Annotated in this window: 12 protein-coding genes; 2 read left to right on the forward strand and 10 right to left on the reverse strand. The window is 45.4% G+C overall.

The features are described from left to right. Positions 1-99: 99 nt before the first annotated feature. Positions 100-531, reverse strand: coding sequence for a MarR family transcriptional regulator (locus MHI32_RS28985; protein ID WP_081383619.1), 432 nt, complete (start codon positions 529-531; stop codon positions 100-102). Between the two features lie 243 nt (positions 532-774). Here MHI32_RS28985 and MHI32_RS28990 point away from each other — a divergent pair, with 243 nt between their 5' ends. After that, positions 775-2,472: a methyl-accepting chemotaxis protein gene (locus tag MHI32_RS28990; RefSeq protein WP_076124006.1), complete on the forward strand. Its 1,698-nt coding sequence runs from the start codon at positions 775-777 to the stop codon at positions 2,470-2,472. 77 nt (positions 2,473-2,549) lie between these two features. Here MHI32_RS28990 and MHI32_RS28995 read toward each other — a convergent pair whose 3' ends face one another. From MHI32_RS28995 to MHI32_RS29015, 5 genes are all read right to left on the reverse strand, one after another. Further along, complete coding sequence (locus MHI32_RS28995) at positions 2,550-4,565, reverse strand: EAL domain-containing protein (protein WP_038573706.1); 2,016 nt, start codon at positions 4,563-4,565, stop codon at positions 2,550-2,552. A gap of 233 nt (positions 4,566-4,798) precedes the next feature. Continuing rightward, complete coding sequence (locus tag MHI32_RS29000) at positions 4,799-6,457, reverse strand: hypothetical protein (RefSeq protein WP_340011545.1); 1,659 nt, start codon at positions 6,455-6,457, stop codon at positions 4,799-4,801. Next, a complete protein-coding gene (locus MHI32_RS29005; protein ID WP_036682032.1) occupies positions 6,450-7,256 on the reverse strand; it encodes an ABC transporter ATP-binding protein in 807 nt (268 codons plus the stop codon). The genes MHI32_RS29000 and MHI32_RS29005 overlap by 8 nt, the downstream gene beginning before the upstream one ends. Positions 7,257-7,948: 692 nt before the next feature. After that, entirely contained in the window at positions 7,949-11,677 is a 3,729-nt protein-coding gene (locus MHI32_RS29010) for an S-layer homology domain-containing protein (RefSeq protein ID WP_340011547.1), read from the reverse strand. A gap of 73 nt (positions 11,678-11,750) precedes the next feature. After that, positions 11,751-12,521, reverse strand: a complete 771-nt coding sequence (locus MHI32_RS29015) for a hypothetical protein (RefSeq protein ID WP_340011549.1) — start codon at positions 12,519-12,521, stop codon at positions 11,751-11,753. Positions 12,522-12,877: 356 nt separating this feature from the next. Here MHI32_RS29015 and MHI32_RS29020 point away from each other — a divergent pair, with 356 nt between their 5' ends. Next, the gene (locus MHI32_RS29020; RefSeq protein WP_076179275.1) at positions 12,878-14,233 is read left to right on the forward strand and encodes a dicarboxylate/amino acid:cation symporter; all 1,356 of its coding nucleotides are present in this window, start codon (positions 12,878-12,880) and stop codon (positions 14,231-14,233) included. A gap of 88 nt (positions 14,234-14,321) precedes the next feature. Here MHI32_RS29020 and MHI32_RS29025 read toward each other — a convergent pair whose 3' ends face one another. From MHI32_RS29025 to MHI32_RS29040, 4 genes are all read right to left on the reverse strand, one after another. After that, positions 14,322-15,317 (reverse strand): Gfo/Idh/MocA family oxidoreductase, encoded by a 996-nt coding sequence (locus MHI32_RS29025; protein ID WP_076179214.1) that lies wholly within the window; start codon positions 15,315-15,317, stop codon positions 14,322-14,324. Between the two features lie 163 nt (positions 15,318-15,480). Continuing rightward, positions 15,481-16,434 carry a 1,4-dihydroxy-2-naphthoate polyprenyltransferase gene (gene menA / locus MHI32_RS29030; protein ID WP_076219134.1) on the reverse strand — a complete coding sequence of 318 codons (954 nt, stop codon included), beginning with the start codon at positions 16,432-16,434 and terminating at the stop codon, positions 15,481-15,483. A gap of 38 nt (positions 16,435-16,472) precedes the next feature. Beyond that, positions 16,473-17,249 carry a DUF6081 family protein gene (locus tag MHI32_RS29035; protein ID WP_340011551.1) on the reverse strand — a complete coding sequence of 259 codons (777 nt, stop codon included), beginning with the start codon at positions 17,247-17,249 and terminating at the stop codon, positions 16,473-16,475. Positions 17,250-17,284: 35 nt separating this feature from the next. Further along, entirely contained in the window at positions 17,285-18,202 is a 918-nt protein-coding gene (locus MHI32_RS29040; protein ID WP_036682043.1) for a prenyltransferase, read from the reverse strand. Positions 18,203-18,221: the final 19 nt, after the last annotated feature.

The raw sequence follows: 18,221 nt of genomic DNA on the forward strand, positions 1-18,221 counted from the left end.
GGCAGCCAACGAACAAAAACAGCAGAGCAGCGATTCTCCAATAAGGAGAACCGCTGCTCTGCTGTTTTTATAAAGATATCCATTCCGAAGCTTAGCTGACTAACGCTCCTGGTCCTCGATCATACGGTAATACTCTGCAAAGTTGCGTAGTTCTTCGGGCTTCAGTATGGATAAATGCTCCGCCAGCAGTTCTTTGGACCGGAAATGTCCTTCTTCGAGCACCTGCTGACCTTTTTCGGTGATCGTCACTACAACCGCTCTCCGATCCTTCCCATCCGGCTCACGTTTGATATAACCCAGCACCTCCAAACGGTCCAGCATCACCGTCACCGCACTGGATTTGACCTCCATACATTCTGCCAGCTGTACCACCCGCGACTTCTTTTCTTTCGCTATCATATTTAACAGACCCATCTGTGGCACCGTAAGTCCGAGTTCTTTGTGCAAAGACATTTGAGACATAATCTTACGCTGTACTCTCCACATGGATAGTCCTAGACGATCTATTAACGGATCTATTTGATGTGGCATATTTGTTCAACCCCAATCCGTTTTTAATAACTCAAGCGTACCATTAGAACTGGTTATGATTCAATGGTTTTGTCTACTAAACCATTGAAAGCATGATGGAAAGCGCAAACTTCCACCATTCTCCAATTTCCGACACAGAAATACTATATTCCATGTAAGGTTATAAGCATATCAATACGATATAATCGTAGAGGTGAGAGCTATTATCACTGAGAACATAATTTGTCAAGGTTGGTGCGAAGAATGAAATTAGCAACTAAATTAACTTGGATGATGTTCGTCGTCTTACTTCTTGTAGGATCATCCATCGGGTTTTTCGGATACCGTACAGCTTATAAGCAAGTAGACGAAGCCGCAGGTATCGAATTGGTAGGATGCGCTAATATTACAACCGGCCTGATTGACCCCGCAGACATTTCCGCATTGTTGGCAGGCGATCAAAGTAAACTGGAGGCTGTAGAGGATCGAATCGGTTGGATTGTAGCACATAAGGCTATTTTTAAAGAGGCATTCATCTTATCCTTAGACGGAAAAGTACTTGCCGCAGATTCAAGCTTCCAGGCTAGAGGTTATAAAGCAGGCGATACTTTTTATTTTTCAGATGAAGATAAGCAAATGATTACTGAGCATAAGCATTCCTCCTACTCCAAGGTTTATACATACGAAGGTACCTCACTTAAGACAGGTTACGGCCCCATCTATCAGGATCACGATCCATCTAAACCTATAGTTGCGCTGATGGCTATTAATTTCGATGGCTCCATAATTCAAGAACGAACTCAAGATATCATTGTTCAGCCTTTTATTATCGGTGCTTCCATTCTGGTTATAGCTATTGTGGCAGCTTATCTGTTAATCCGCCGAATGATTAGTCCGTTAACGAAGCTGTCCAAAGGGGTCAACCTTGTTGCACAGGGCGACCTTACTCATAATCCTATTTTATTCAACAGCAAGGATGAGATTGGTACATTAGCCCGTGATTTCAATGACATGACCCAAAGCCTGCGCTTACTTATTACCGAGGTCAATGAGACCTCCATGCAGGTAGCCTCCTCTTCCGAAGAGCTCTCCGCCAGTGCGCAGGAAACCAACCGGGCCGGTGAATATAGCGTCAATGTTACGATTGAACTTGCCGATACCGCGAATTCACAGCTGCAGAATATGGAGGGTGAATATAAGTCTGTACAAGACCTGTCTCGTTTCATCACAGAGATTGCAGGCAATGCAGATAACGCAATGAATAATGCGGTCAGCAACGCTAATAAAGCACGTACAGGCCGTGAGGCAATGGATTCCACCACACAGCAGATGAGAGTCGTAAGTGACAGTATTACCGACCTAGCACTCATTATTGAAACCTTGGGTGGTTATTCCAAAGAAATTGAAAATATCGTGGGTACTATTGCCAGCATCGCAGAAGAAACCAATCTCCTGTCCCTGAATGCAGCGATTGAAGCCGCAAGAGCTGGAGAAGAGGGAAGAGGGTTCGCGGTCGTTGCTCATTCCGTACGTAAGCTGGCTGAGCGCTCAGCCCATTCCGCTGCGCAAATTGGCCAACTGGTCAACATCATCGTAAACCAGATGGATCAGGCTGGAGAAACTATGAAACGCTCTACAGAAGAGATGGAGCACGGCAGAGAAATGATTGCCACGGCAGGCCAGTCCTTCTCGGAAATTGAAATGTCTGTCTCGGGAATGGCCTCACAAAGCCAGCAGATCTCAGGAACGGTTCGCCAGCTTTCACTGATCTCCGACCGTCTCGTTACAACCCTTCAGAATATCGTAAATGTTGCTAATCAGACGGCCAGCAGTGCAGAGACATTATCCGCTTCCTCAGAAGAACAGCTTGCCGCAATGGAGGAAGTTGAGTCTGCAGCAGCTTTCCTGTCCTCCCTAGCTGAGAAGCTGCAAATTCTGATTGAACGATTTAAGGTTTCTTAATAACAAAGGGGCTAGCATTCAAGCAGAGATATTCTGCTTAGACGCTAGCCCCTTATTCTATGTATTGAGATCATCTGCTACGATACTGCTGTATTCGCTATAAACCACTGGCCCAGCTCATGCACCGGCATTGGCCGCCCATAATAATAACCCTGCATCACTCTGCAGCCTAAGGATTGCAGCAGCTCAATCTGCTCTGGTGTCTCCACACCTTCCGCCACGACCTCCATATTAAGATTGGTGGCAATCGCAATGATATTACTGATAATGGCTTTCTTGGAATGCATCTTGCTCTTACGAATAAACACTTGATCAATCTTGAGTGTGTTCACTGGAATCTCATCTAAATTACCAAGGGATGAAAAGCCTGTCCCAAAGTCATCCAGTGATACCCTTACCCCAAGTGCCCGAAGTCTGGAGAGCTGCGCAACCGTCTCTTCCATGTTATTCATCGCAATGGACTCTGTAATCTCCAGTTCAAGGAAATGCGGCTCTAGACCTGAACGTGTGAGTGCTTCTTCTACAACATCGTATAAGCCCCCGCCCTCAAACATCCGTGCTGACATATTAATAGAGACTGCGACATTTGCTATCTCTTCCTTATGCCAAAGCATGTTCTGGCTGCATACATCATGCAGCATCCAATAGGTAATCGGGACAATCAGTCCCGTTTCCTCTGCAATGGGAATGAATTCAGCCGGGGAGATTATCCCATGTTCAGGGTGCCGCCAACGCAGCAGTGCTTCAAGACCCACGGTAACGTTCATATACGAATCCCATTTTGGCTGGTACACAACCATAAACTCGGAGCGTGCCAGCGCTTTACGAAGATCCTTCTCCAGCGACATCCGTCGCAGCTGATGGCGGTTCATCTCCTGATCGAACACACTGAATTTATTCTTACCCGAATCCTTAGAGGTATAAAGAGCTGTATCGGCTGCCTTCATTAACGCTGAGCGGTCAGTTCCATGCATAGGGGTCATACTGATCCCCACGCTTGCAGTAACATATAGCTCATTACCTTGAATGCTGTAGTATTTCTTAAGCTCATATAAAATGTGCTCTGCTTCCTCTTGCGCATCCTCCACAGTACAATCTGGAAGAGCGATCAGGAATTCATCTCCGCCCAAACGAAAGACCTTGCCCTTACTTCCTACAGAGCGTCTTAATCTTATAGCGACCTCTCGCAGTAACAAGTCGCCTATATCATGTCCAAGCGTATCATTAATCGACTTAAACCGATCCAGATCCACAAAAAATACGGCGCCAGATCTACTCCCGAAAAATTCATCTTTAAAATAACGTACCAGGCCATGCCTGTTCGGAAGATCAGTTAGTGGATCATAATAAGCCATCCGTTCCAGCACATGCCGGTCCAGAAATACAGCACCACCAGAAATCGCAAGCATAAATAGCGTTACCAAGGACACTCCCATTAAAAGAATAACATCAGTCTCCATAAAAAAAGTTGTATTGCCTAGTAGACCGTTATATTCAAAATGAGTCGCCCTTACACTCGTATAATGCAATCCAGTCACCGAAAATCCGATAAAGAGAGCAGAGTATAACTTCCAGCGGTTAAAACCCACATAGTCTTTAAACTTGTGAAATAGAAATAATCCGATAAAAGACGAGAGCATAACGAGGATTACAGCACATGTCTGAGTCCATATCTCATAATGAATCTCCGCTGCGATCTTCATGGAGGACATTCCGATATAATGCATAGCCGAAATTCCGCTGCCTAGAAGAACACCACTAACTATTAAACAACTTTTTCTTAAACGTGGCACAAACGTAATCCGGAATGCCGAATAGCAGCACAACACACCAACCAATAACGATAATACAGCCCTGCCTGGATAATAATTCACGCTAAAAGGAAAACGGCTCGCCATAATCCCTACGTAATGTATCGACCATATGCCACTGCCGAGTACACATGCCCCCGATATTAACCATAAGCGACGAACTTTCCCAAACGAACGAGGGACTTGCGAGATCAGATTCAGCGCGGAATAAGCTGCAGTCGCCGCTAGCGCAAATGATAGTAAAACAATCCAAACGTTATAGTGGATTCCCATTTTATCCATTAGTTAACCTCTTCACCGGTTTTGAATACCGTAATCGCTGCAGCGTATTTCTCAAGTAAAAAATCAGTACACGAATATCAGATAAATGGAAGAGTGCGTAAAGATTATAGGTTATCCCTGAAAAGCAACTTTAGATGTATTCTACCTTGTATTCAGCCGATTGTCTAAGAAAATACTGGAATTTATACCCTTTTTTTATGTCGGCAAAAAATGTCCATATTTGACGCATTCACTCACCCCGAAAAGTTGGATATGTGACCTGTGGTTGATGGGGTTTTGGGGAAGGTCTTTCGCCATAACCATTGATTCAAAACTACCAGAACTAACAGATAGATGTAAATTCCTCCGGTAAATAAAGTGAAGACATAATGAATACCCGCCATCCCCATCAGCAAAAACATAAGCATGAAGGCGACTCCAGTGTAATCCTTTTGTTTAGCCGCCTCATAACGCTCTGAAAAAGGTAAGCTCCGCGGATAAACACGAAAGCAGATGACTGAGAAAATCAGCATGGCGAATAATACCACTACTAAATCAGGTACAATGTGCACACCGAACAACAGAATGAACAATACCGCATCTACAGCAAATAAAGGCAAGACTAGCCGTAGCAGCGCCGCCTTAAGCATCCCACGGTAAATAGGCGTGCTATCGGGTAAAGGAATCAGCCTATAAATCCAAGCTCCTTTATAACTTGTAGAGTATCGTAGCATCTGTATTACAGTCTGCATTAACATCGTGCAGAAATAGATTAACAAGTACACTTTTGAACCTTTAAGGGAACCATCATAACTATTCTGCAATATACCAAATATAAAAATAAACGGGAATGCGATAGAAAAGCCAAGTGCAGGATAGACCTTCAGCTTAAAATCGCGCTCATTCTTCATCATGGACCAAGTAAACCGAAAGAAAATCCCCTCTGCCGGTTCCTTACATACTCTGCGGGAGAGCCACTCTGCGATCTGGCCCTTGTCTTTTCCACCGGAGCCTTGCTCCGCCAGCTTTTGCAAATTCCGTTCAAACTGCGGCATCAGCTTAATATAGGCTGCGATCAGTACAAGTGGGGTTATCAAAGCCAGCATTGAAAGAATGAAGTAATAGGGTTCTCTAGCTCCACCAAGCAACAGTTCAAACGGAGCCGCGAACCAAACCGGAAAAATAAAGTACTGCCACCAAGCAGGATGATAAGCAGCGCCAAGCTCAGTGAGGTTGAACAACCGGGAGATGAATTGATAGCCCACCATTATTCCGATCGTCAGAAGGATTTGCGTATAATTTATAATATCCTTGAGCTTCTCCCCATCAAAAAACCGCATGATTATCAGGTAGAGCAGTGCAGTTATTACGAGGATAAAACAGTCTAACAAGACAATTGTCACCGCATACATCAGAAAAAAAGCGATCCCCTGCTTAAATAGGCTGAATACCAAAGATGGACCAGTGATCGACAATGTAACTGTCCCTAAGTAGAGAAGTACGTGGATGGTTTTGGCCATATTTAAGGTGGTACGGTTGACGGGTTTGGAAAAAAGAATATTTTTATCACGTAAATCAAGCATTACTGAAGAAAAGTCAGAGATCAGGGTTGTGGAGACAAAAAACATAATGATCCCAAAGGTTAAGCTCATTTGCAGCATATAGTGATCGTTGGATAGCGTTAGCGGAATTAATATTAAACCAAATAGTAAATAAATCCACTGTAATCGCAAAGGTGAACCTTCTTTAGCGTTCTCCTTTTTCTGCATACCTGCAAGCGCTGTAGGCGTTCTTCTTCCGTCCATGGTCAGTTTGATCTGTAAAATACTCCGCATGGTGTCGTAATCGACTCCAAATCTTATAAAGGCACCCCGCAGCTTATCCAACAGCCTTAGCACGAAGAAATCAGTCATAAGAGGATACCTCTTGCTCTTGCATGACCGCAACAAATTCACCAGCGATATCACGGTATTTATCAAATCCGGTTAATTGATTGAAAATATCTTCAAGCGTCCCTTCGCGGCCTTTCTCCTTCAGCTCTGCAAAACTTCCGTCCGCCACAATATCCCCGCCATCAATCAAAATGATCCGGCTGCTGATTTTCTCAACCACATCCATGATATGTGAGGAGTAAAAAATGGTCTTCCCCCTTGCTGCCAGCGATGCAAAAATCTCCTTCACTATCATCACGCTATTAGCATCCAAACCACTCAGCGGTTCATCCAGGAATAAAATATCAGGGTCATGCAGCATGCTGGAGATAAGCAGCACCTTTTGCTTCATCCCTTTTGAGAACGAAGAAATCCGCATATCGTAAGACTTCTCCAAACCTAACAGTGTAGTTAATTTTTTGGCCTTGTAGTCCGCCTCCGCACGACCTAGCCCATACAGCTCGCCAACAAAGGTTAGATACTCTCTTGCAGTGAGGCTATCATATAATTCGGCTACCTCCGGCACATAACCTATACGTTTCTTGTAAGAAACATCTCCATCGGCAATATCCTTACCGAAAATCTCCACTTTACCGTTATATCCTTCTACCAGACCGAGCATAATCTTCACCGTTGTACTCTTGCCTGCCCCGTTAGGGCCGATATAACCAATAATTTGTCCTCTATATACCTTAAGATCAATTCCCTTTAGCACCATTCGGTCTGTATAGTTCATCCATAAACCTGAAATCGCTATGACCGGATCGTCAGCTAAACCCATATCTCAGTCCCCTTTCTAGTAACTAATCAATAATGTGAAATATTACTACTTTATGTAATTACAATAATTGTATCATTTAGTAGAATCCTCTTCCATGATTTAGTCTGCTAATCTTATGTCTAGTTAAAAAAGAGTGGCCATTAGGCCACCCACTAGAGATTTATAGCGAAAGGCAGCACCACCGATGCCACGAAATGGCTGTTGGCACCCCCTCTATTTGAGCAAACCAGACTAAGATCAGCGTACGTTTGGTCGGGTAGCATTTATAAGTAAGAGAGCGAGCACGCTATCGGACACAGCTGACCTTATACGCGGCTTTTTACCTCATTTGGAGTGCTAAAGGACCCTATAGTCGCTATCAGCATGAAAAACACCATAAACGCACCTTTTTCAAAGCGATAGCGTCGCTGGAGTCCGAAACTATGCCCCAAAGGCTGGAAAGTGGAAAATAACGTCATCTGGGTCCGAAAGCCGCGCCGATAATGAATGAACTGCTGAATCAAGCGGGCATGAGGGCATGAGGGCAAGCGGACAGGGCAAGGGCAACCAGCCAGCCTGCTAACAAACAAAAAAACAGAGCAGCGATACTCCAATAAAAGAGGAATCGCTGCTCTGCTGTCTTAGCCAAACCAAGTCGCCGCATTCATAGTTGAACGCTACTTACGTGACGTCCGCTATGTCTTAGTGGCTGATTATTTGGATAGCAAATTGTAAATAACCTGTGCTGCTTCTGCTCTTGTAGTGACTTCTTTTGGATTGAGTTTACCGTTCGCTCCGGTCACTACGCCTCTCTCTACCAGCGCTTGAAGGGCTTCTTGTGCATAACCAGCGATCTGTCCAGCATCACTAAAGCCGGCAAGCGTGGCCGCTGTCTTCTCAGATGGCAGTTCACCTAGCGCTACAAGCGAGCGGTACAAGAGTGTAAATAGCTCCTGCCTAGTGATCTGAATATCTGGCTGGAATTGATTATCTCCCGAACCGGTTGCTACCCCAAGACGCTTAGCTGTAGCAAGATAATTCGTATAATACGTATTACCTGCATCTGCAAAATTATCAGCAGCAATGGCATCCGGTGTGATGTCATAAGCCTTGAGCAACAAGACGATGAACTGCCCTCTAGTGATTGCAGCATTAGGACTGTAATGTTCAGCATCCGTACCAGATGTGATACTGCGTGCTGCTAAGAAACCTACTGCATGGCTATACCACGATGCATCTGGAACATCTGCAAAGCTCACCTGATTATATCCAATAATATATTGGGAGAAATGTGTGGTTACGAAATCTACAGTTCTCTTGGCGGCATTGTAATTTCCACGTACATTGTCCAAACTTCCAGTGCTGTTAATGTGATACACAATAACCGCATCTGACCGTTCTCCCGCTTGCAGCACATACGGTACGCTGATACGAACACTCCCCCCACCGAAGGTGGAAATCGTACTTTCACCCGCTATAACCGACAAGTCATAGACCGGTCTGTCTCCGAGAACAGCCTTGCCTTCTGCCGTTAATGACACCTTCGCGATTCTAACAATGATGTCTCCGGCATCTGAAGCTGCACTAATGCTCGCCAATGATTTGGCATCAAACGTAATCGTACCCACATTCTCATAATCAATGGTAATCTCCGCCTTCGTTCCGGCGGCTAACTCATTAATTATGCTTCTTGGAAGTATAAGATCAGCTGTTTGAGTATCCGAAGTAGCTGCAACTTTAATTTCAAGAACAGCTTTCTTCCCATCAGCTTCTGCCTTCTTAGCGAGACTCACAAATTCAGCAGCCGTTTCTTTTGTGATCGTAGCAGTAGTAACTCCTGTGGTTTTATCCGTTTTAGTTGCCGCTGTTGCTGACAGGTTCACGGTATTCCCTGCTGTTGCCGCAGCAACCAGTTGCGGGCTTGCTGATGGTGTTGGTGTAGTCGTGCTCGGTGTAGAATTGCCACCCGATCCACCTGTTCCACCTGTTCCAGGATCTGAAATAGGCACATAGGCCGGAACCACAATGTCAGTCGCTGGACTTGCCTTATAACCTTCTTTGGCTGCGTATCTCACTTGATACGTGCCCGGTATTAATCCTGTGATTTCTTTATCTGGTGCATACACATAATTAGTTACACTCGACAGCTTATATTCTAAGGCTGTCGTGGTTCCCGTAATTCTTCCATCGTTGTTCGCTGCTGAGGTAGGAGCAACTCCCTGTAACCCAGTTGGAGCTGCTTGTTCCGCAGTGAATGCTGGAACGATTACATCTGCTGCTCTACCCGCGTTAAATCCCTCTTTAGCTGCGTATCTTACCTGATAGATACCCGGCACAAGTCCAACGATCTCTACATCTGATGCGTAGACATAATCGGTAACGGTAGACAGCTTATATTCCAGCGCTTTCGTAGTTCCTATAATTTTACCGTCGTCATTAGCTGCACTGGTTGGTGCTACACCTACTAATCCTGTAGGTGCCGCTTGCTCACCATATGCCGGGACTTCAACTGTAGCGTCTTTACCAACGCTGTATCCCTCTTTTGCCGCATATCGCACATTATAGAAGCCCGGAGTAAGACCAGTGATAGCCGCACCTGTTACAGGCTTATAATCAGCTTCTCCAACGCCTTTATACTCCTGTCCTTCCGCTGAACCCGTAATTTGCCCATCATCATTAGCTTCAGAAGTAGGGGCTACGCCTACCAGTCCTATCGGAGCTGCTTGTTGATGGGTGTAAGCAGGAACTTCCACACTTACGTCTTCGCCAGCATTATAAGGAATGATTGTGGGTCCAGCTGCGGAAGTTGGCCCTTGATAGCCCGATGTTGCGGCATATCTTACCTTGTAAACACCAGGTGCAAGCCCTGTGATGGCTGATCCCGAAACTGGGGTGTAAGCCTCGTCTCCAGCAAGCTTAAATTCCAATGCTGAACTGGTGCCTACAATTTGCCCATCCTTATTGTCGGCCGCAGTTGGTGCTACACCCGTAAGTCCTGCCGGCACAGCTTCGAGTCTGGAGAATATTTTATCCAGCGCTGTTGTAGTGTTATTGTATCTGGCTCCGATTGGGTAATTAGCCTGCACGTAATCCGGTTGGATATTCGTCCAGCTGTACATAAGTTCAACATGCCCTAGAATCGGTGTGTTTTTGCCTCCTGCATCCTTGTTGTCCTTGTTATAAGTGAACAGATATGGAACCTGAAGTCTGTCTCCGCTCACGGTGTTTCCAAGTCCATCTACATAACTAATTACAGTTGGTTTAGCAGCTGTATTGTTTTCGGTCTTGATATTAGTCAGATAAGTACGAACCAGATCAACATAAAGCTGCGCATACGGATGATTGGTGGTTCTAATCTGAAGCTCATTATTATTATGCGGATTCGCACTGCCCTTAGTGCCGCTGTTGTTATTAGGCTCAGCAACGGTCACACCAGCATCCAGCTTAGTGTCGAAGAAGTAGATCTTATGGATATTATGTTTTTTGGCATATTCGTTGATATATTTAATCACCGCTTGCGTGTTAGGGCACCACGAGCCGCCTAACAAAATCGCATAGTTTCCCTCACTCGCTAAAATTTGCTTCAGCTGATGATAGGTCACATGTTCATAAACAAGCGTGCCATCCGCTTCGTTGAAGATCGTAGGTTTGCCCTCATTTTCCCCTTCATAGTTCTTATTAAATGCAGCCTTGATATAAGCCGACTCGTCGATAGTGTCATATCGGGAAGCGGCACCCAGCACCTCACTTACTGATGTTTTATACGCATTAACCTTCGCCGCATCAAGTGTTCCGTTCGTCAGGAACTCATTCCACGAATAGCTCTTATCCAGATAGGATACGATAGGAGCACTATTTCCCTGTGCATCCTTGTGATCCTTGTTGTATACCAATAAGAATGGAGACTCGAGCTTGTTAGCAGTCACAACTTCCCCGTTTTTATTGGTATAGCTGACATTGCGTTCTGGATCATCTTTGGAAGACAGATTTAAATTCTTCAAATACTTGTTGACCAGATCAACATATTTATAGGCAAATTTATTATTGCTGTCTGCAATCTGAAGGGTGTCCCCGTCCAGCTTAGTATCAAAGTTATAAATCGTTGAGATGCCATATTCCTTGGCTGCCTCGTTGATAAAGCCGATATCGGCCTGTGTATTCTCACTCCAAGCGCCGCCAACCAGAACAGCGTATGTGCCTTCACTCTCAAAAAGATGAACGATATCTTCATATGTCGCTGTTTTAAATACATGGTTAGCATCATTTAGACGGTCATAGACATGACTGAAATAGTCAAACTGGTTAACGCCGCCTTGGGAAGAGGTTATCGCTTCTGTGGTATCCGAATTAGCATAAGCTCTTCCTGCCTGAGTAGGCAGGATTAGCAGGGAGGCTGCCAGCAGCAGCGTTATAATTTTTTTGAAGGTTAATGGTCGTATCATTATGTGCACCTCGCCTTAAATAGGTTTATGGGATGAATGGGCTGAAAGGAATCCTGAATGAGCCTGCTGCTCATCAAGGACAAACCTCTTCCTCAGCGGCTGGTGCCGGTGCGGGTGCCTGAACCGTTTCCACTGGAGCAGCTGCTGGCGCGCTGACTGTGGATGCAGGTGCAGAAGACGATGTTTTCGGTTGAGAAGACTCAACTACCGGAGCCGGGGTCGCCTTAACTACCTCTGTGGTAGAGAAGGTTATAGCCTTTTTGGAAGGTGTCTCCGTTGCTTTTGCTACGGGAGCTGCGGTTTCCTTAGGCTGTTCAGATACAACAGGAGCGGCAGTCGGCTGAACGGCTTTAGCGGTTACGTTTGCTTTTGGAGCAGTCGTAGGCGCAGCAGTTGGCGCAGGCGTTGCTGCGCTGGTTTGCGGTTTAACAGATGCAGATACCGTTGTTGCAGCTGTTGCCGTCTTAGCGGTGTCCGTAGCCGGGGATGCAGCTGCTTTAGGCTGAGCTGCACCCGCTTCTGGAGCTGCTGAAGCCACAACCTTCGCCGCAGAATCAACAGCTGCGGCTGGGGCCGTAGTCGCTTTTGCCGTGACTGTCTCAGCTGCTGGAGCCGAAGCTTCCGGCTGGACAGCTTCTGTTACAGGAGCTGCAGTAGCTTCTGCCTGAACAATAACTGCTGCCGCAGAAGTAGCTACTGGTAAAGCTGCTGCGGTTACTGCTGTATTACTACTCTCTTGAATGGGTGCTGCCTCTGCTGTTTTTTTGTTAGCGGATACCGCGGCATACGTCAATGCGGAGAAGACGATAGCGGCGGCAACCAAAGAGATCGAAAGCTTTTTCATATGTGTACCATCCTTTTCAAATAAAATAAGAAACCCCTTCACTACATTCTTGTACCTTAAATCCGTAACTCTCCCTTCTCTAAAGTAAAAAAAAAGAGACTCAACGGGACGCAATTTACGCGTCTTTCGTTGAATCTCCGGCTGTCCAGTCGATTCCAATTGGCTTGTGATTAAGTTCCATATTATTCATGCCATAGTGCCTTGTCAATCAATTTTTATTTTTCACATGGTTTTTATCGGAATTTATTATTTTTAACATATAATTACATTGACTTTACTATAAATTCTATATAGATTGATCTCAATAGGATTAATCACATTAAAAAACTAGGTTTAAGGGGGTATTGGTAGTGAACATAGATAACAACTTATTATCCGCCATCGAAACGAACTGGTATGGATTTGTCGCTTCCATATTTGTGTTTGCAATTTTGTTTCTACTGGCACGTAAACGAATTGGATTTGGTACCCGGGTACTCATCGGACTTGGCATCGGACTTATTGCCGGTATATTCTTTCAGTACTTCGATTTAGAGACCAAAGCTATTAGCACATTCGGCAGCATTTATATCAGCTTGATCCGCATGCTCGTCATTCCTTTAGTATTCGTACTCGTATTAAACAGCATTTCTTCCTTAACCAATCTGGAGTATCTACGCAAAATCGGGATCAAAACCTTCGCCTGGTTCCTCGGAACAACGGGCATCGCTTCTATTATCGGCCTATCCGTTGCGCTGCTGTTCAATCCCGGCCAAGGTATACAACAAGATGTACCCGCAGATTTTGCAGCCCGTGAAATCCCGACCTTCTCCCAGGTTATCCTCGATCTTGTTCCATCTAACCCTGTTAATGAAGCAGCTACGGGTAAGGTTGTGCCTCTACTCATTTTCGCGATCTTCCTAGCAGTGGCTATAATCAAGATTGGCTCCAAGAAACCGGAAGCCGTCAAGCCTGTACGTGATCTTATTGAATCCCTGACACTGATACTGCATCAGGTTGTGAAATTCATTATTCGCCTGACGCCTTATGGCGTATTCGCACTGATTGCCGGAATCACCGCACGTTATGGCTGGGAGACGTTGCAGGAGCTAGGCAGCGTAATTATAACCTCGTACGTAGCAATGATTATACATTTTGTACTTATCTTTGGCGGATTGGTTCTATTAGTAGCGAAGGTGAATCCAATTCGTTTCTTCCGCAAAGTGTATCCAACCATTACCGTTGCCTTCACAACCAGAAGCAGCTACGCAACCCTACCGGTCAATCTAGAAGTGATTACGAAGCGGCTTCATGTCTCCCCGCGGATCGCGAGCTTTATCGCACCGTTAGGGGCATCTGTGAACTTTAATGCGTGCGGTGGGATTTGGCCAGCTATTGTGGCTGTATTTACCGCCCAAGTATTCGGTATTGATCTGAACTGGACCGACTATATTACACTGGTATTAGTAAGTATTATTTCTTCCATTGGTGTAGCTGGCGTACCTGGACCAGCCGTAATCTCCACCACAGTAGTCTTAACTGCTCTCGGGCTGCCGCTTGAAGGAATCGCTATCGTTGCAGGTGTTGAAGCGCTCATCGATATGGGCCGTACCGCTGTAAACGCAACTGGAACAGCTGTAACAGCTCTGTTAGTAGCTAATTCCGAAGGTGAATTTGACCGCGAAGCGTTTAATAGCAATGATGACGATGATATTCTCTTGAGCACCGTTTAAAAGCTGAAACTGTAAAAACCTCCGGAATCTGCGTAAAGCAGAGCGCCCGGAGGTTTTTTTTGCATAGATTCCTATTGGATTCATCTTCTTATAGCATACTAATTCTTTCCCGCTTTTTAGCAGAAGCTAGACAAGTCTCGATCAATTGCATGCCCAGCACTGCATCCTCAGGTGCAAATAATTTTTTTCCTGTAAATACTGCGGCGGCAAAATCATCGACCTCCCGTGTATAGGGATTCGCCCCGGTGGCATCAACCCGTCTTACCCCTTCTCCCGTATGCACAAAAAATTCAGCGTCCTCATCTCTAGCATTAAAAGGCATAGGCACTTCAATCATTCCATCGGTCCCCAGAATCTCTAACAGCTGGCGGTTATATGCCCACATCCCGCAATCAAAAATCAGGCTTAGCCCCTTCGGAAACTCTACCAGTCCTGAAGCCATCATATCTACGTTGTCATGCTCCGGAGAGAACATAGCATGTACTGTTACGGCTTCTGGCTCAGCTCCGAACAGCAGTCGTGCTGCACTTAGCGGATAACAGCCGATATCATAAAGCGAGCCGCCGCCCCAAGCGGATTTAAAGCGAATATTAGAGGTGTCTGTAGCGTCATTATAAGTAAAAGTGCCTCGAATGGAGCGTAATTCGCCAATTTCTCCGCTAGCGATAATCTCTTGCAATTCCGCAATCCGAGGATGATGCCGATACATATAAGCTTCTGCCAAATGGACTCCAGCATCATTACAAGCTTTTACCATCTCAGCCGCTTCTTCACTGTTCAGCGCGATCGGTTTCTCACATAAGATATGTTTGCCAGCTTCCGCCGCACGGATTACCCATTCCCGATGGAGGTGATTTGGCAGTGGAATATACACCGCATCAATATCCTTATCCGCCAGTAATTCCTCATAGCTGCCGTAAGCTTTATCTATTCCGAACTCTGCGGCTACAGCGCTGCTTTTTTCTAAACCGCGACTGGCTACCGCTGTAATCATTCCCGTCTCCGAATCCATTATAGCCGGCATCACTGAACCTGTCGCAATCTGCGCGCAGCCCATGATTCCCCAGCGAAGTTTTTGCACCATCGTTGCTAACCTTCTTCCTTATAGATTACTTACTATACTTAAAGCCACCTTATCATAGAATGAAACGTTTCTCTAACAGAAAGAAGCCTGCAAATTGCAAAAAAACAGTGCCAAAAGGAGCTCCAACCCCGATAGACACTGCTTTTTTATAAAATATGAATGTTTATATTAGTGCATTTAACAGCACAGCCGCACCCAGCACAACTATACGCGCAAGGTTCATCAATACGAAGTTTTTGACGGCAAGAATAAAGGTACTCGCCTTCTCCTGTTTCTCTGTGAACAAGGCAATATTTCGGCGAAGCGGGATCAGCGTAAGTAGAATCAACAGAACCAGAATAGGATTAATCCCTAAGATCAGCAGCACTACAAGATCCAGATAAGAGACATAGTAGAGATATTTAAAAAGCACAAGCGCATTGCGGCGGCCAATGTACACCGGAAGCGTGTACCTGCGATTCTCCACATCCTCATCAATATCACAAATATTATTAGCGAGCATAATCCCTGCGATCCCCAAAATAGCGGGCACGGAAAACCAGAAAAGGTACAGCACTTCCACGATGTTGATATTCAAGCTGACCCAGCCGTTCTGAAGCAGCAGTGAAACCACATGCTCATCCGTATGGATATAGGCAGAGATAAAAATAATAACAAAGCCCATAAACAAACCCGAAAACAGCTCACCTAACGGCATACGCGAGATGGGAATCGGCCCGAACGAATAAAGTATACCGATCAAGAACGACAGTCCACCCAGCAAAAAGACCAGCAAACCCGTCTGAGTGACAAGCGCAATCCCGCCTCCTGCTGCCAGCGCCAGCAAAATAACAATCGTCGCCACGACGGTGCGCTCTTTTAGCTTAAAATGAACAATCGGATTATGCGTTTCGTAGCCGTAGCCGTGGGTTTTGGAGGCTTTTTTGAAATCGTAATAGTTGTTAATCGCCGTCGTCGCCATATCGAAGCTAAGCAAAGACACGAACATCAATCCAAAACGCAATACGTAAAAATCCTCAAACCGGTACAGGGCATACAACGTTCCCATTAGAAACGGAATAATACTGGCTACCTTCGTCGGCAGCTCCACAAATCTTAGAAAGCTTTTAATATTCACACCATACACCCTTATCTGTCAAATGAGCCTGCAAGGCATTACTGTTCAGTTGTTGTAACCGTCACCGGGGACCATTCTGCAATAACTGTTTGTCCATGTACAGACACACTGCCTTCAGGACTCAGATCCTTCTCTGTCATAATTCCGAGCGCTACAGTGAAGTTACTGAATTTAAGCGGTATATTTTTCTCGCGGCGTACTTCCTTGCCGTTCAAATAGAATACAGCCTCATCATTGCCGCGGTGATAGGTAATACGGTACGTATTGAATTCCCGTGGTTTGAAATCCGTATCTTCTTTAAAGATGCAGAAATATTTCGTTCCAGTGCTTTCTGGCACTTGTACACCCGGGAACGGCAATATACCATATACACTAGCGTATTTGTCATTTCCCGCGAAGAAATCAAGCGCAGCGCCTGTCGTGAAATCCAGCAGGTTCAGCGATACATATCCATCATACAGATCTCCAGGTGCAGTTCCTTGTGTACGGCAACGAATTTGCAGCTCAATGCTAATCTCTCCAGCTTCCGGAATCTCCACTGGCTTGGCTGAATAATACATGTGCTTGGCATTGTCCAGAATTTGCACTTGATGGTTCTCACGAGATAACTTCGCACGTACATACAAGGTATCATTACGAACGATAACTACAGCCTCCGGCTCACGGTAAGCCCAAAAAGATCCGTCAGGCAGTGTAAATCCACCCGTCTTCCAGACCTTTCCTTCTTCTAAAATAGAGTGAAAATCCCCAAGAACCATGCGATTGCCTTTAACTTGTTGTTCTTCTGCCGTCAATTCCTTGTCCTTCTTTTCCATGAAAGCTCACTCCTTCTGTAGTCCATCTATTAGTATCAGATCAAGCCTTGAATTAATAAAGTTATTGCCATTACTACTCCGCAGCGTACGGAGGCTTTTTGTGAAGCACCCATCAGCGGGATATAAGCCGGCGAAGCATTATGTTGCTTGAGACTACTGTAAATGCGCAGCGGCCAGAAAGCTGTAACCAGCGCCAGCAGTGCGTAAACAGGAAGTACACCCAACAGCACACAGACTATCACCGAAGCGTAACCAGTAAAAAGAAGTACACGTGAGAATACAAGTGCCTTTTGTTCTCCCCATACTACAACAAGCGTAAGCTTACCCGCCTGCTCATCCGCTTTCCAATGTAGGAAATGGTGATTAAACAACAATAATGTAGTTAAAAATCCGACAGGCAGCGAGAGAATTACAGGCTTCATGCTAAACTGACCGGTTTGTACGAAATAGGAGCCTAATACAGGCATAATCCCAAAAGCAATAAAAATGGCCATCTCACTATAACCTTTGCCGCGATAGCCATAACGCAGTGGCGGAGCCACATAGAAATAAGCGATTAAAGCACCAACAAGTACAAACCAGAGGATGTTCCAACCGCTATATATACTAAGAATCCCACCACAGATAAGGGCAATCGCCAGCATACTCCAGGTCATCCTTGCATAAAAAGACTCCGAGAGGATTCCACCTGTCAGTAGCCCGGAGTTTGTGCTGATTTCACCAGCGGAATTCTTTGCTTCTGTATCGGTTCCGTTGCGGAAGTCCCACAGATCATTCACCATATTGGAGAACAAATGCGCCGAAATCGCCCCTATTAAGGTAAGAATAAATAAAACCGGATGGAATGTCCCTTCCCATACATATGCCCCAACGGTCCCCAAAACAATCGGGATGAGCATAACAGAAAAACTCCAAAACCGGGTCGCCTTGGTAAATAATGTCCATTTGTTCACTTCAAGCTTACCGCCTTTT

Origin of the sequence: Paenibacillus sp. FSL H7-0690, from assembly GCF_037980415.1 — a bacterium.
Lineage (GTDB): Bacteria > Bacillota > Bacilli > Paenibacillales > Paenibacillaceae > Paenibacillus_AQ > Paenibacillus_AQ odorifer.